The sequence below is a fragment of the Ruegeria sp. CDSB029 genome (assembly GCF_059611125.1).
This window is the reverse complement of record NZ_JBXWOX010000011.1, coordinates 41,599-56,600: the sequence shown is the minus strand read 5'-3', so window position 1 is coordinate 56,600 and position 15,002 is coordinate 41,599. Positions and strand designations below refer to the sequence as shown.

15 protein-coding genes and 1 pseudogene are annotated in these 15,002 nt (G+C 58.8%); 4 read left to right on the top strand and 12 right to left on the bottom strand.

Features of this window, described 5'->3' with window-relative positions:
* Genes AC2FI8_RS14365 through AC2FI8_RS14350 form a run of 4 tightly spaced genes read right to left on the bottom strand, consistent with a single transcriptional unit; the run spans position 1 to position 4,513 of the window.
* Positions 1-1,887 (bottom strand): nitric oxide reductase activation protein NorD, encoded by a 1,887-nt coding sequence (locus AC2FI8_RS14365; RefSeq protein WP_496779740.1) that lies wholly within the window; start codon positions 1,885-1,887, stop codon positions 1-3.
* Positions 1,888-1,892: 5 nt separating this feature from the next.
* Positions 1,893-2,687, bottom strand: coding sequence for a CbbQ/NirQ/NorQ/GpvN family protein (locus tag AC2FI8_RS14360; protein ID WP_496725634.1), 795 nt, complete (start codon positions 2,685-2,687; stop codon positions 1,893-1,895).
* A 3-nt stretch (positions 2,688-2,690) separates the two neighbouring features.
* Positions 2,691-4,040, bottom strand: a complete 1,350-nt coding sequence (locus tag AC2FI8_RS14355; protein WP_496779738.1) for a cbb3-type cytochrome c oxidase subunit I — start codon at positions 4,038-4,040, stop codon at positions 2,691-2,693.
* Between the two features lie 20 nt (positions 4,041-4,060).
* Entirely contained in the window at positions 4,061-4,513 is a 453-nt protein-coding gene (locus tag AC2FI8_RS14350; protein ID WP_155147961.1) for a c-type cytochrome, read from the bottom strand.
* Between the two features lie 119 nt (positions 4,514-4,632).
* Between AC2FI8_RS14350 and AC2FI8_RS14345 the strand changes: the two genes are divergently transcribed.
* Positions 4,633-4,848, top strand: coding sequence for a DUF1858 domain-containing protein (locus AC2FI8_RS14345; RefSeq protein WP_496725636.1), 216 nt, complete (start codon positions 4,633-4,635; stop codon positions 4,846-4,848).
* A 5-nt stretch (positions 4,849-4,853) separates the two neighbouring features.
* Here AC2FI8_RS14345 and AC2FI8_RS14340 read toward each other — a convergent pair whose 3' ends face one another.
* Positions 4,854-5,567, bottom strand: a complete 714-nt coding sequence (locus tag AC2FI8_RS14340; protein ID WP_496779736.1) for a Crp/Fnr family transcriptional regulator — start codon at positions 5,565-5,567, stop codon at positions 4,854-4,856.
* 153 nt (positions 5,568-5,720) lie between these two features.
* On the opposite strand from AC2FI8_RS14340, the gene AC2FI8_RS14335 reads away from it, so the two are divergent.
* From AC2FI8_RS14335 to AC2FI8_RS14325, 3 genes are read left to right on the top strand one after another with little or no spacing between them, the layout of a single operon-like run.
* Positions 5,721-6,152, top strand: a complete 432-nt coding sequence (locus AC2FI8_RS14335) for a pseudoazurin (protein WP_496779733.1) — start codon at positions 5,721-5,723, stop codon at positions 6,150-6,152.
* Positions 6,153-6,212: 60 nt separating this feature from the next.
* Positions 6,213-7,430, top strand: coding sequence for a copper-containing nitrite reductase (nirK, locus tag AC2FI8_RS14330; protein WP_496779731.1), 1,218 nt, complete (start codon positions 6,213-6,215; stop codon positions 7,428-7,430).
* Positions 7,431-7,449: 19 nt separating this feature from the next.
* Positions 7,450-8,205 carry a formylglycine-generating enzyme family protein gene (locus AC2FI8_RS14325; RefSeq protein ID WP_496741970.1) on the top strand — a complete coding sequence of 252 codons (756 nt, stop codon included), beginning with the start codon at positions 7,450-7,452 and terminating at the stop codon, positions 8,203-8,205.
* Between the two features lie 84 nt (positions 8,206-8,289).
* Here AC2FI8_RS14325 and AC2FI8_RS14320 read toward each other — a convergent pair whose 3' ends face one another.
* The 7 genes and pseudogenes from AC2FI8_RS14320 to AC2FI8_RS14290 form a co-directional block, all read right to left on the bottom strand.
* Positions 8,290-8,625 carry a hypothetical protein gene (locus AC2FI8_RS14320; RefSeq protein WP_496725769.1) on the bottom strand — a complete coding sequence of 112 codons (336 nt, stop codon included), beginning with the start codon at positions 8,623-8,625 and terminating at the stop codon, positions 8,290-8,292.
* Between the two features lie 13 nt (positions 8,626-8,638).
* A pseudogene (locus AC2FI8_RS14315) lies at positions 8,639-8,776 on the bottom strand (IS5/IS1182 family transposase); the annotation flags it as partial.
* 55 nt (positions 8,777-8,831) lie between these two features.
* The gene (locus AC2FI8_RS14310) at positions 8,832-9,104 is read right to left on the bottom strand and encodes a transposase (protein ID WP_496779729.1); all 273 of its coding nucleotides are present in this window, start codon (positions 9,102-9,104) and stop codon (positions 8,832-8,834) included.
* A 149-nt stretch (positions 9,105-9,253) separates the two neighbouring features.
* The gene (locus AC2FI8_RS14305; RefSeq protein WP_496779727.1) at positions 9,254-10,870 is read right to left on the bottom strand and encodes a GMC family oxidoreductase; all 1,617 of its coding nucleotides are present in this window, start codon (positions 10,868-10,870) and stop codon (positions 9,254-9,256) included.
* Between the two features lie 47 nt (positions 10,871-10,917).
* Positions 10,918-12,435, bottom strand: a complete 1,518-nt coding sequence (locus tag AC2FI8_RS14300; protein ID WP_496779725.1) for an FGGY-family carbohydrate kinase — start codon at positions 12,433-12,435, stop codon at positions 10,918-10,920.
* Entirely contained in the window at positions 12,428-13,270 is an 843-nt protein-coding gene (locus tag AC2FI8_RS14295) for a class I fructose-bisphosphate aldolase (protein WP_496779723.1), read from the bottom strand. Before AC2FI8_RS14295 ends, AC2FI8_RS14300 begins: the two co-directional genes overlap by 8 nt.
* Positions 13,243-14,982, bottom strand: coding sequence for a glycerol-3-phosphate dehydrogenase/oxidase (locus AC2FI8_RS14290; RefSeq protein ID WP_496779720.1), 1,740 nt, complete (start codon positions 14,980-14,982; stop codon positions 13,243-13,245). Before AC2FI8_RS14290 ends, AC2FI8_RS14295 begins: the two co-directional genes overlap by 28 nt.
* Between the last annotated feature and the right edge of the window lie 20 nt (positions 14,983-15,002).

Genomic DNA, 15,002 nt, shown 5'->3' with positions numbered 1-15,002 from the left:
TCAAGATTCCTTTGTCAGAGTGCGATAAATATCGGGCAATGCCCGGGTTAGCCGTTCGGGGTTGGGCAGCAGGGTGAAACCGCCGCGCCCGAAGATGCGCGCGAACCAGTCCTGCCCGTCTTCGTCGATGACGACGCCATGCAGGCTCTGCCCTGCGCGTCGGGCTTCGCGGACGGCCATGTGACTGTCTTCGATCCCGTGCTGGCCCTCGTAATGGTCAAGGTCGTTGGGCTTGCCGTCGGTCAGCACGATGAGCAGCTTGTGGGCCGAGGGTTCCTCGGCCAGTTGCGCGCTGACATGGCGGATGGCGGCGCCCAGCCGTGTGTAGTGGCCCGGCTTCAGCGCGCCAATGTTGGCGGTGATGTCGGGGCTCATAGGGGCGTCGAAGGTTTTGCAGCGGGTCAGGAACACCCGGTCGCGGCGCAGTGAGGAAAAGCCCCAGATGCCAAGCCGATCACCTGCCGCGTCGATGCCCGCAGCCAATGCGCCCATCGCCTCGCGCGCCACTTCGATCACTGAGGTGTCGCCGATGGCGGCCTCGGTCGATCGGGAATTGTCGATCAGGAAGGCGACCGACAGATCACGCTCGGTCTGACGTGCGGCCTGCCAGATGCGGTCGGAACCGCGCCCGGTTGCGGCCAGATCCGCCCGTGTGGTCAGCAGGGCATCGAGGTCAAGCTCCGATCCGTCGACCTGCCTCGGCTGTTTGATGCGGCGCGGGCGCAGGGCTTCGAACTGGCGGCGCACTTCGCGGACGCGGCGCTCGTTCGGGTGGAAGGGATGCGCGGCGTCGGGCTGAGCCGGGGCATCCAGCACGCGGCAGTGCCCCTCCATGTAGGAGCGCGCGCGGTGGTTCCATTCGGGATAGGTATGCTCACCGGCCAAGGCTTCGTGATCGGCATCGGCGGGGGAAAGGTCGAGATGCAGGCGCAGGCGCGTTGCCGCCTTGCGATGCTGTTTCGACAGAATGATCTGGTCCTGATCCTCGGCCGCTTTCTGAGCGTTCTCGTCATCGTCGTCATCGACGCTGCGGTTGATATTCATCGACTCGACCCAGGACAGGATCGATTCAAAGCGGTGGATGATGAAGCTGTCTTTTCGGTTCTGCTGATCCTGATCCTTGCGGTGGCCCAGTTTCCGGCTCGTAAGTGCGGCATTGGGCGGAGGGGCCGCAGGGTCGGCCTGTTCTTCGGTTGCCGCCGCACCCGATCCGGGGCGGGCAAAGCGCAGCCAGATCGGCACCGGAGCAAAGGGTTTATAGCCGCGTGGGGCGGTTTCGGCCCCGATCACCGGTGTCGCGCCGCAGAGCTGATCGCGAATCGCGGTTTCGATCTGTGCCTCGGGTGTCGGGCGCATCACGTCGGGGCGTATGGCGGCGCAGTGTTCTGCCATCCGGGCGTAGTCACCGCGCAGGCCAGGGCAGCTTGCGTAAGCCCGGTCGGCGGCTACGGCATTGGCACGAATTTGCGCCCCGTCCATGGCGGGTCCGTCGCCTTCCAGATCGAAATCGGCCACTTCGCTGACCGCCGCCAGCGCGGTCAGCCAGAAATAGGCGACGCGATTCAGCTGCGGTTCAGGAAAGGCGGCGATGACCGGGGGGAGCGACAGGCGTTCGCCGTCATACCCCGCCACCCATTCCCGGTCCCGCTCAGCCCCCAGATTGCGGCGCACCGGACGGCGGTGGCGCACCAGCGTTGCCGGGGCCTCGGCCAGTTCCACGCCGGGCGCTCCGCCCAGCGCACGGAACAGGACCGCAAGGCTGGGTCGGACCGAGGCAAGGGAAACACTGGCCTCGGGGTAGCTGACATGCGCCGCGATCCCGCTGGCCATCTCGTGCCAGAGATTGCCAACGGTTTCTTCGGGTTCCATGAGATCGAGAAGTCGCATGACGCTTATCCGTAAATTGTGGCAACCAGATCGCGCAGCGCCTGCTGCATGTCGGCCTCATCAGTCAGGGGTTCGACGATGGCGGCCTCGATCGCCTGATTGACCCCCATGCCCCCGGCCATCAGCGTGGCGGCATAGATCAGCAGACGGGTCGAGACACCCTCTTCGAGGTCCATGCCCGATAGCGCCCGGATATGACCGCCCAAACGTACCAGAGGCGCGACGCGGCCGGGTTCAAGGCGGCTTTCGCGGGCCACTACGGCAATCTCGATCTCTTCGTTGGGGAAGTCGAACGAGATGGACAGGAACCGCTGCCGGGTCGAGGGTTTCAGCCGCTTCAGCACGTTCTGGTAACCGGGGTTGTAGGAGGCCACGAGCATGAAGCCCGGTGGTGCCACCAGTTCTTCCCCGGTGCGGTCGATCATCAGTGTCCGGCGCGTATCGGTGAGCGGGTGCAGCACCACGGTCACGTCCTTGCGGGCCTCGACCACCTCATCGAGGTAGCAGATGCCGCCCTCGCGCACCGCACGGGTGAGCGGGCCATCGACCCAGACGGTTTCCCCGCCTTTGAGCAGGTAGCGCCCGATCAGGTCGGCCGCTGACAGGTCGTCATGACAGGCAACGGTATAAAGCGGTTTGCCCATCTTGGCCGCCATATGTTCGACAAAGCGCGTCTTGCCGCAGCCGGTCGGCCCCTTCAGAAGGAGGGGCAAACCATTGTCATAGGCCGTCTCAAACAGCTCGCATTCACGCGCGACGGGCTGATAGAACGGCAGGGTCGGAGGTGTTTGCATGTTCATGGCTTACTCTCCGGGAACCGAGTCTGCGGCACCGGGCGTGATGATCTCTTGCTTGCGCACGACCAGCATCGAGTAGATGAACAGCAACGCACCGATCACCACGGCAGCACCGGCGCCGAACCGCATCAGATAGAAGATCGACAGGGCGTCCTGCACGTCCATGTAATAGTCACCGACCACCCGCTGCATATGGGTCTGGATGGTGCCTGCGAAGGTCAGTACGAAGGTCATGAACGCCATGCCGCCGGTCATCAGCCAGAACGAGGCCATGTTCAGCACCTGATTATAGGGCGCCCTGCCCCGCAGCATCGGCATCGCGTAGGTGAAGACCGCCAGGTTCAGCGCCACATAGGCCCCGTAAAAGGCAAGGTGGCCGTGGGCTGCGGTGATCTGCGTGCCGTGGCTGTAGAAGTTTACCCCATGCAGCGTGTGCAGGAAGCCCCAGACACCGGCGCCAAAGAAGGCCACGGTCGAGGATCCGAGCGACCACAGCAGCGCGGCCTTGTTCGGGTGGTTCTTGCGGCCCTTCCAGACCATGACGAAGGCAAAGCTCATCATCAGGAAGAAGGGGATCACCTCAAAGGTCGAGAAGATCGAACCGATCCACTGCCAGTAGCCCGGCAGACCGATCCAGTAGAAATGGTGCCCGGTGCCGAGGATGCCGGAAAACAGAGCGGTGGCGACGATGACATAGAGCCATTTCTCCACCACTTCTCGGTCCACACCTGTCAGCTTGAGCAGCAGGAAGGCGAGGATAGCGGCCATAACCAGTTCCCAGGTCGCTTCGACCCACAGGTGCACGACGAACCACCAGTACATTTTGTCGAGACTCAGGTTGTCCGGATTGATGAACGCAAACACCCAGAGCAGCGACAGCAGCCACAGGCCCATCAGCAACACATTGGTGATTGCCGTTTTCTTGCCCGCCAGAACGGTCATCGAGACGTTGAACAAAAAGATCAGCGCCGCAACAAGGATGCCGAACTTGACCCACAGGGGCTGTTCAAGAAACTCACGCCCGCCATGGATGCCCACCAGATAGGAGCCGACCGCACCCAGTGTCCCCACCAGCAAGATGATGAGTTGCAGATAGGCCAGTTTGACCGAGTAGATCTCGCGCTCGGATTCCTCGGGGATCAGGAAATAGGCGGCCCCGAAGAAGCCCAGCAGCAACCAGACAATCAACGCGTTGGTGTGGATCATGCGGATGATGTTGAACGGCAGAAGCTCGGACAGGAAGTTGGGCGAGACATAGATCCAGCCCGCCAGAAGCCCACCCAGCACCTGAATGCCGAACAGGGCCATTGCGGCCAGAAAATAGTAATACGCCACTTTTTGAGATTGGTATTTCATGTGGTTTCTCCTTGTGCCGCTTAGCCAGCGTCATTGGGCGGCCAGCCCTGCGTATCTGTCTGATCCGCCCAGCGCAGGAACTCGGCGAGGCCGCGCATCTCTTCTTCGGTCAGATCGAAATAGGGCATCTGGCGTCGTCCCTCGACGCCCGAGGGCTGCGCCTTCATCCAGCCATCGAGGATTTCATAGGCATCCTCGGGCGAGTCCATGACGTCCCAGCGGGTCATCACGTTGCCCAGCTCGGGGGCGAAATATGCACCCTCGCCATGCAGGCTGTGGCAGTTGATGCAAGAATGGCGTTCCCAGACATGTTTGCCCAGAACGACCTCTTCGCTGAGTTCCATGCCTGCGGTTGACGTATTAACCACGTAACGGTGGCTGTGGACGGTCATTGCCACGAAGATCACGACGAAAAAGATCGAGCCCCCGTAGAAGATGTTTCGCGCCCGCGATTTGGTTAAGATTTCAGCCATGCGTCGGCCTCCTTCAGATCGGGATGCCTATTGCTAGCCCGAGCGAAGAAGGCACTGTTTGCGCCAGCGCAACGTTTGGAACGGTTCCAAGCCTAAAGTCGAGGGTGAGAGGAACCCCAATGCCTTGCCCGAACATTGACGATCCAGACCTGACGCTTGCGGATCTTATGGCGCAATGGCCGCAGACAATGCGTGTTTTCCTAAAGCATGGAATGTTATGTGTCGGATGCTTGGTGAACCCGTTTCACACCATCTCAGATGCCTGTCTGGAATACGATCTGGATGAAACGGCCTTTTTGGAAGAGCTGAAGAGCGCAATTTCTAGCTGTGCCTGACCGGACTAACCTTGGCTGAGCTCGACCAGCGCGTGTGGATCACATACTTTGATGCGCTTGCGTTTGCTTTCAACGATGCCTTGCTTTTCCCATGCGCTCAGCAATCGGCTGACCGTATGCAGGGTGGTCGCAGTAAGCTCTGAAAGATCCTGTCGGGTGATGGGGAAATCAATCTCAATCCCATCCTCCACCTTGCGACCAGTCTGATTGATCAGACGCAACAGCGCGTTAGCCACGCGCTGTTCCACCTGTTGCGTCGCAAGCTCCACAATACGGGTGTTCATTTCTCCTACACGGTGGCCAACCGTCTTGTAGGTTTCAGTGGCGAAGCCGTCATATTCGGTGACGAAAGTATCCCACAGTCTGGTGGGCCAGCTCAGCGCGATGGACTCCGTCGCCGTGACTGCCGTGGCCGGATATGTCTCGCGCCCGATCGCCTTTGCAATTCCCAGAAGTTGACCTGCAGGGATATGCAACGCGGTGACCTGTTCGCCGGTCTGCGTAACCCGCACCACTCGGACATAGCCATCCAGCAACATGAAGAAACGATCGGCCGGGTCTTCTTCTTCAAAGATATGCGCGCCCGCTTCATAGCGGCGCGAACTGGCCTGATCCAGAATCGTGCGGATTTGCCGACGATCCAGTTTTGAAAATGGTGGCAAATGCGTCAGCAGGCTTTCATCAAGCCGCGGCAATATTTTCTTGGCTGCTTCCATCATGGCTTACCTGATTTGGCACAATCACAGCCGCAAAACCAGATCGTAACGGTCAGTGTTTCCCGAAAACGCACCAAACCTTGCGCCAGCGCAAATTTCAGATCGCGGAAATCAATAGAGTCAGGCCCAAGAGATCATTCAGGAAAGGACAATTCGATGATCCGCACGCTTACAACCAGCGTTGCACTGGCCACCCTGCTGGCCGGTGCCGCCTTCGCGGAAACCTTCGAGGTGCAAATGCTCAACAAAGGCAGTGATGGTGAACGCATGGTGTTCGAGCCCGCGTTTGTACAGGCTGCCCCGGGTGACACGATCAAGTTCATCGCATCGGACAAGGGCCACAACGCGGAAACAGCCAAAGGCATGCTCCCTGATGGCGCCGAGCCGTTTAAGGGCAAAATCAATGAGGAAATCGAAGTCACGCTGGATACCGAAGGCGTCTATGGCGTGATCTGCAAACCCCACTATGCAATGGGCATGGTGATGACCATTGCGGTGGGTGACGTCGAAATTCCCGAGGATTTCCTTGAAGGCCGCGTCCCTAAAAAAGCCAAGGCGCGTTTCACAGCCCAACTTAAAAACTTCTGATCCCCGATACGGCGGCGAAATGCTTACTCGCTGCACTCATCCGACCTCAAGGAGGATACTATGACCAAGTTCATCAACCCCGGCCTTATGAAAACCAGCCGCCGCAATGTGTTGCGAGGATCGGTTCTGGCAGGTGCTGCAGCAATGACCGGCGCAGGTGCCATGGCAGCTCGTCGTACACCAATGCCATTCAAGGCAGATGCAGCCTCGGCTAAACTCTACAAAGTTGCGGGTGAACAAAAGGCTGACAGCACAGCCAAACCGGCGGATTTGTCTGGTTATACCCGTGTTAAACAGGAACTCGTTGCACCACCCTTTGCACCAGAGCACGAGCAGGTGGCCACAGGCGGACCAAAGATCATCGAAATCACCATGGAGACAACCGAGCGTCTTATGGTCGTTGACGAGGACACCGGCGCGTCTGTCTGGGCTCTGACCTACAATGGTTCAGTCCCAGGCCCGCTGATCATCTGCCACGAAGGCGACATGATCGAACTGACCCTGCGCAACCCCGAAGACAGCGTGATGGAGCACAATATCGACTTCCACGCTTCGACCGGTGCGTTGGGTGGCGGTGGCCTGACCCATGTCTATCCTGGCGAGGAAACCGTGCTGCGCTGGAAGGCGACCAAGCCGGGCTGCTTTACCTATCACTGCGCGCCGGGCGGGGCGATGATCCCGTATCACGTCACCCATGGCATGAACGGTGCGGTGATGGTGTTGCCGCGCGACGGCCTGAAGGACGCGGATGGCAATCCGCTGACATATGACAAGATCGCCTATATCGGCGAGCAGGATTACTATTTGCCGCTGGACGAAAACGGCGAGTACAAGACCTATGAGGCCGCCGGTGACGACTATGCCGACAGCCTGGATGCGATGCGCACGCTGACCCCGACCCATTCGGTGTTCAACGGCGCGGTGGGTGCCCTGACCGGTGAGAACGCGCTGAAGTTCAACGTCGGCGAGACGGTTCTGATGATTCACAATCAGGCCAACCGCGACACCCGTCCGCACCTGATCGGCGGCCACGGTAACTATGTCTGGGAGACCTCGTTCACCGATGCGCCTCAGACCGGTGTCGAAACATGGTTCGTCCGCGGAGGATGTGCAGTTGCCGCAATGTACACGTTCGATCAGCCAGGCGTGTATGCCTATGTGAACCACAACCTGATCGAAGCCGCGCTACTGGGGGCCACCGCGCATTTCATTGTCGAAGGAGACTGGGACAATAACCTGATGGAACAGGTTGTAGCACCCCGGCCATTTGCAACCTAACGCCGCTGGACTTCAGATCATGAAAACCACTGCCATGCAACGGATCACCAATCCAACCAATCTAGGTTGGGCAGGTCTGAGTGTGGCAGTGGTCATCTGTGCAGGTGTGTTGTTTTTGAATGGGCCACTCTTTCGAACGCAACTGATGCCCGAAATGGCCGATAATCCGGTCATTTTTCCCGGCGGTGAAACGCTCTACGTTCAACGCCACGAAGTGACGGTCACTGAATGGAATCTGTGCCACGAAAACGGTGGTTGTACGCTGAAATTACACACCCGGTCGGGTCTCGACCCGGCTACAACACCCGCTACCGGGCTCAATTATGTAGACGTGAGCGAGTACTTGCGTTGGATCAATGCCGCCACTAGTCACGATTTCCGCCTTCCGACAAGAGCGGAATGGAACCACATGGCATTGTCAGTTCTGCCTGAAGATCCCGACCCGATCTTTACCGACCCATCACTAACATGGGCCTCAAGTTATCTGACCGAAGGGCTCGCTCCACGTGCTCTGAAACCGCAAGGCAGCTTTTCGATATCACTGCACGGGATCGCTGATCTGGACGGCAGCGTCTGGGAATGGACTCAGGACTGTTATGCTGGGGCCAGCGAAGACATCGACCCTGATCGATGCCCCGCCTTTTTTGTCGGTGGTGAGCATGTCGCCGCGGTGCCTTTCCTCGTGCGCGATCCAGCACGAGGCGGTTGCGCCGTCGGCGCACCCCCGGCACACCTCGGCATGCGTCTGGTTTCGGACGTAGATACAGAAAATTAATTCACGGGCATTGTTTGCCAAAGAGCCCCGCGACCGTGTTGCATGGAACACGATTGAGGCGGATTGACCCCATTGTCCATCACTTCAAAAGACCCGCTCATACGCCGCACGACCGAGAGCTGTCATGCGGTTGAGCGTTGTTGATGCAATTTTCGCTTCAGATCTTTGATTGTCGAAATCGCACGCTTGCAGGCGATTCCTGAGTACTTGTGTCCAACTGCCGATCTGGGCTTCAACCTTTGACCTCTGATTGTATCCTGCCTTGGTTTGCCACTTCATTCTACCATGTTCGGCGATGGCAGTGATGTGTTGATTGCGCTGTGCATTCGCCCCGTGAACCGCGTTCTTCCGCGAAGCAACAGCCCACACCGGTTTCAATTCTGGCGAGCAAATCCGGGACAGCAGTTTCATCGCCTGCATGTTCAGTGGTCAACTCCTCCGCGGCGATATCGCCGGTTTCTGGGTCAAGGGAGATGTGCAGTCTGCGGCATGTTTTGCAGGTGTTCTTAGCACCGTGCTTTTCTTCATGCCGGCTCCGGGCACCATGAATTTTCAGACCGGTACTATCCACACTCAGGGTGATCGGCTTTTCTGAAGCGCGCCGGTTTGGGGCCACTATCAGCCCCTTACCGCGTCGCTATCGCGTCGAGTAATCCGGCACCACAAGATCCAGCCATCAGCTTGGAAATCGATCGCATAAAGCCCTGTGATTGTCTCAAGGCAAGCCGAAACACGACCCACAAAGTGAGGCAAATCTCGATCGCTATGTCCGAATAAATCGCCTGTCCCCAGCGAGTCCTGCACCGCGGCGGCGACCATATCTTGGCCAGATCACCTGAAACCCAAGTCGTCAATTCACCACGTTGCCGAAGGCTTTCGTTGAACTCTAATGCATTCACCACCCGATACCGTGCTTTTTCAAACTTGTCCCGACAGGTATCATTGATACTTGTGGGGCATCTATCATCGCTCACGTCACAGAAAACACTCTGTGGAGACGCTCCCTGAAACAGGGTCGCAGCGGATCCACTTTCCAAAACTAACCCAGTTATGCTCTGGATTTCCTGATTAGGTCAGCCGCTTTCTCGGCGACCATAATGACCGGAGAGGCGGTATTTCCCGACACGATCTTTGGCATGATCGATGCATCTACGACGCGCAGTCCCGTCAGACCCACGACACGCAATTGCGGATCCACGACCGCTTTGTCGTCCTGTCCCATTCTGCACGTACCAACCGGGTGAAAGATCGTTGTTGCGATATCTCCGACGGCATTTATCAGATCCGGCTCATCCTGAATGGCCGGGCCGGGCAGAATCTCTTGCGGCTGGTAAGGTTCAAGCGCTTTGGCCGTCATAATCCGGCGGGTCTGTTGGACCGACTTGACGGCAACCGATCGATCCCGTGCAGCGGAAAGGTAGTTCAGCCGAATATCGGGCTGCTGATCCAAATCTCGGCTTTGGATATGGCTACTGCCGATACTTTCGGGACGCAGGTTACAGACCGACACGGTGATGGCGGGAAAGGGATGCAGCGGATCGCCTAGCTTGTCGGTTGACAAAGGCTGGACGTGATATTCCAGATCCGGCGTTTCCAGCGCGGGATCGGATTTGGTGAACATCCCGAATTGGCTGGGTGCCATCGACATTGGGCCTGATTGGGTCAGCCCGTATTGCAAAGCAATCCGAGCCTTGCCCAAGATGGAATTCGCCATCGTGTTCAACGTTTTAGCGTTCTTCACTTTGTACACGGTTCGGATCTGCAGATGGTCCTGCAGGTTCTCTCCGACGCCGTTGCTTTCGTGCAGAAGGTCGATGCCCAGCGAACTGAGCACATCGCCGCGACCGATCCCTGAAAGCTCCAATATCTTTGGTGAGTTTATCGCACCCGCAGTCAACAGCACCTCATGCCCCGCAAGTGCCTCCAACACTTGCCCCTTGTGGCGAAACCGGACGCCGCGCACGGATTTACCGTCCAGGATCAGGCGGTCGGTGGTGGCCTGGGTTATCACCCGCAGGTTCGGGCGCTTTGAGGCCGGGCGCAGAAAGGCTTTGGCGGTGTTCCAACGCACGCCGTTCTTCTGATTCACTTCAAAAAAACCCGACCCTTCGTTGTCGCCATCGTTGAAATCGTCGCGCGGCTGAATACCGAATTCTTTTGCTCCGTCCTGAACCGCCTTCAGGATGTCCCAGCTGAGCTTTTGTTTCTGAACCTTCCACTCACCCCCGCTGCGATGCACATCGGTGTCGCCGCCGTGGTGATCCTCAGATTTCAGGAAATAGGGCAGAACGTCATCCCAGCCCCAGCCTGTGTTGCCCATCTGTCGCCAGTGATCGTAATCCGCCGCTTGCCCGCGCATATAGATCATGCCGTTGACCGACGAGCAGCCCCCCAGCACCTTACCACGCGGATAGACTAGAGACCGCCCGTTCAGGCCGGGCTCGGGCGCGGTTTTCATCATCCAGTCGGTGCGGGGATTGCCGATGCAATAGAGGTAACCCACCGGTATATGCACCCAGTGGTAATTGTCGGATTTTCCGGCCTCTAGCAGCAATACACGCGTGTCGGGGTCTTCGGTCAGCCGGTTTGCCAGCACGCATCCCGCGGTTCCGGCCCCGACGATGATATAGTCATAGTCGCCATCAAGGCGTGTTGCCTGTGTCATGGTCAATCTCGATTGCCTGTTATTTGTGTGCCGATCATAGCGTAGTTTCAGGCTCGGTCTTGCCGCATGTGCGCGCGCGACCAGAAGCCCTGCATCGTTTCGATCAGATCCAGATAAGTGTCGTATCGGTCGCCATAGTGGGTGTGCATGCCCGGGTCGGGTTCAAAAACCTGTTTAACGCGTGTCATCCGGGCGATCCCTTCCTCATAGGTTCCTACCTCGCCCACAGCACGGGCCGCGCCGATAGCCGCGCCCAGAGCGCCGGTCTCGCGGGCTTCGGCCACGGTGATCGGAAAACCCAAACAATCGGCAAACATTTGCGGCCAATGCGGACTGCGCGAACCACCACCCGAAAGAATGGCCCGATCAAGCGAAACACCCGCTTGTTCCAGTACCCCGATATGGCGGCGGTGTTCGAACATTACACCTTCGAACAGGGCGCGCAGCATATGGCCTTCGCCATGCCAGCCAGCCAGCCCGAAAAACCCGGCACGGAACGATGCGCCCTGACCTGAGCCATAGAGGAAGGGGTGAAAGAACGGATCATCTGCCCGGGGTGTCACCCGCCCGACCTGCGCATTGCAATAACCGAACGGGTCATCGTGATGCCCGCCGCGTTCAACCAGCTCGCGCACGTACCATTCCAGATTGGCCGCCGATGTCGCACTGGATTCGATATTGACGAAACGATCCTGGCCAAAGCACGAGGCCATAAAGACGTTCCGGTCGTTGACCGGCGCTGCTGAGAACACCTGATTGATGCTCCAGGTTCCGGCGATGATCGAAGCCTCGCCCGCGGCAACCACACCTGACCCCATGGCGCTTGAGATCACGTCGAAAAACCCGCCGATCACCGGGGTTCCGGGCGCCAGGCCGGTCGCGGCAGCTGCATCAGCGGTCACGACCCCGGCAATATCCCCGGGGTCAATCAGGTGCGGCAAGAAATCCCGCGCATCCGAAAGCCCGTAGAGCGTCAGCAATTCGTCGTCATAGACACAGTCCGGCATTCGGGTCAGTCCGCAGCCGGACATGTCCGACATATCGCTGACGCGCTCACCGGTCAGTTTGAACGTAATGAAGTCCTTGCACAGCATTATGGTCTGTGTGCGGTCGTAAATCTCGGGCCGGTGTCGCTTGATCCAGGCCAGCAAAACCGGAGTTTGCGAGGGCCAGGGGTATTGCAGGCAAATCTCGTGCAATCTATCCGCGTTGGCCGCGGAAAGCTGTGCCGCCAGATCCGCGGCACGAGTGTCCAGCGATTGAATACCGATCAGCGGGCTCCCTGCCCGATCCAGCAGATAGAGCCCGTTGCCATGGCCCGCACATCCAACACCGGCAATCTGATCCGCCTGAATGCCAGCCTTGGCGATACAGCCGCCAATTGCGTCACGCGCGTTGGCCCAAAGCTCATTCAGGTCACGTTCGACAAATCCCGGCTCGGGCGTCGAGGACTGCCCGTCCAGCGCGTGCACCGCAACCTGATGCCCGTCCTGATCAAACAGGACGGCCTTGATTACGGTGTTCCCGGCGTCCAGCCCCAGAAAAAATGTGCTCTTCTCAGCCACGGTTGTAGATATCCCAGGCTTCCTCGCCGTTTGCGCCATTGTGAATCATTGCCATCAGGGCCGACACAACCGCCTTTGGGTTGTCATGCTGATAGATGTTGCGTCCATAGACCATGCCCTGCGCGCCTTGCGCCATCAAGGCCGCCGATTTTTCCAGAACGGTCTTCAGATCCTCTTTGCCGCCGCCGCGAACCAGAACCGGAACCCGGGCCGCCTCGATCACACGGTGAAAATCCTGCGCGTTCTCGGTTGGATCTGCCTTAATGATATCTGCCCCCATTTCCGAGGCAAGACGCACCAGAGTCACAATCTTTTCCGCGTTTCCGTCTACCTGATAGCCGCCGCGAATGTCATTTGGCAGCATGACCAGAGGTTCGATCATCAGCGGCATCCCGTATTTGTCGCACGCAGCCCGAACGCGTGAGATGTTCTCGACGCATTGACGAAACAGTTCGGGTTCATCCGGCAGCATGAACAAGTTCACCACGACGGCCGCCGCATCCATTTCCAGCGCACCGATGATGGGTTCATCAGCGTTTTGCAGTATAGACCACATCACGCTGTGGCGTTGATCATTGTACGGGTTACCCATGTCGATCCGCATGACCAGCGCTGGCTTGTCTTTTTCCGGGCGGTTCTGCAACAGATCTGCTTGCCCATAGGCGCATTGGATCGCATCCGGTTTTGCCTCGATTAATGTGTTCATAACGGCAGGCATGTCTTCCAGACCAACCATAAAGCTGGGCTCGTTACAGACCCCGTGATCAACTGCAACGTCGAGACATCCACCATTGGTGAACATTCGGTTCATGCGGGCTTTGCTGCTAATACGCATTCTTCACTCCGTTCGATATTTCTGGCGGTCAGCGTCTTGGCGGATACGCCGTGAAACTCCGCCAATTCATTGATCAGCACATTGCGCTGATGTTTTAGGTCCTGTTTGGACAGGTTTCGCTCTTGCGCCAGCAGATCGGCCAGAGTGTCGATGACCTGCATCGATATCCCGCCGGTAATGGCCAGCGATGTCCGACGCAGCACGATGTCAGAGAGCGTTTGAGTATATTCCTCACGCAGCAGCAGTCGGATTTCTGCGCGAGTGTAAGGGCAACCGGGGGCCAGGGGCGTGTCCGCCATCGCCGGACTGCCTTGGGCCACCTGTCGGGCTTGCGTACCGTAGTGAGTCACCAAATGCGCGGCACGTTCAGTGCTGAGTTGGTAGTGGCGCACCAATTCCTCTTCCAGAACTGCCGGTTGTGCAGGAAAACTGGCCCCGCCACCTATGGCACTGCCAAGTGTGGACCGGCGTCGGGTTTTGCCCAATTCGGCCAGCACCTCATCGGCTGTTTGTTCGGCAAAGGCGCGGAAGGTGGTCCATTTGCCACCGATCATGCAGAATTGCGGCACCTCTCCATCCAGGCGCCTGGTGTAATGGCCGCGGGAAATCCGCCCGGTGAAATCATGATCGCTGTGAGGCAGGGGACGGATACCGCTATAGCTGAACACGACGTCGTCGGATGAAAACGTCAGGTCAGGGAACACAAGGCGCAACGATTCAAGGATGTAGTCCCGTTCCTCATCTTCGCAGCGCACCCGCCGGGCGCGTTCAACCCGGATATCCGTCGACCCGGCCAGAACCTTGCCCAGATAGGGGAACACAATACACACCCGGCCATCGGTATTCTCAAAATATACCATATGTCCGCCAAGTGCCTTCAGCAGGTCAGGGTTGTCGATGATCAGGTGAGAGCCCTTGGTGCCAGACACCAGCGGCTTGTCCAGCCCATTGCCCAGGGTGCGGATCGTGTCGTCCAGCCACGCGCCGGTGGCGTTGACAATGATCTTTGGCCGAACCGGGAGGGTCACACCCGTGCGCACATCCCGCAGGTGATAGGTGCCGTCCCGCTGGTCCAGCTCAGCATAATTCAGCGCGACTGAGGCGCGATTGGCCCGTGCGGTGTCGCGTAGCATTTCGATGCACAGGCGTTCCGGGTGGCTGATCCATGCGTCGTGATAAACAGCCGACCGTGTGGCCTTGGGCGTCAGATCGGGCCAGGTCTGCCGCGTCTGCGCGGCCGAGTTGAACCCGTGGCGCGGCAAAACCCGGCGGCTACGCGTTACCCAGTCGTATAGCGACAGCCCCAGCTTGATCGGAACCGCGCCCCGGCTGGCAGGTTTTCCCTTCCAGCCCACAAAGCTGGCCGCCGCGTTCAGCATTCCGGAGAACCGAGAGGTGATCGGGATCATCGTAGGCAGCGGGCGCACCAGATGCGGTGCGTTTTCCAGCAGAGCATCGCGTTCGCGTAAGGACTCGCGCACGAGATCGAATTCACCGTTTTCCAGATAGCGCAGCCCGCCATGGATCATCCGGGACGGCGCGGCGCTGCAGCCTGAACAAAAGTCGTTCCGTTCTACCAACAGAACGCGCAAACCCTGCAGGGACAGATCGCGATAGACGCCGATGCCGTTCACGCCGCCGCCGATGACGACCGCGTCAAAGGCCGCATCGCTGCGCAGGCTGGCCAGGTTCTGTTCCCGTTGATCGGACATAACTCTCCTGTTCATTGAAA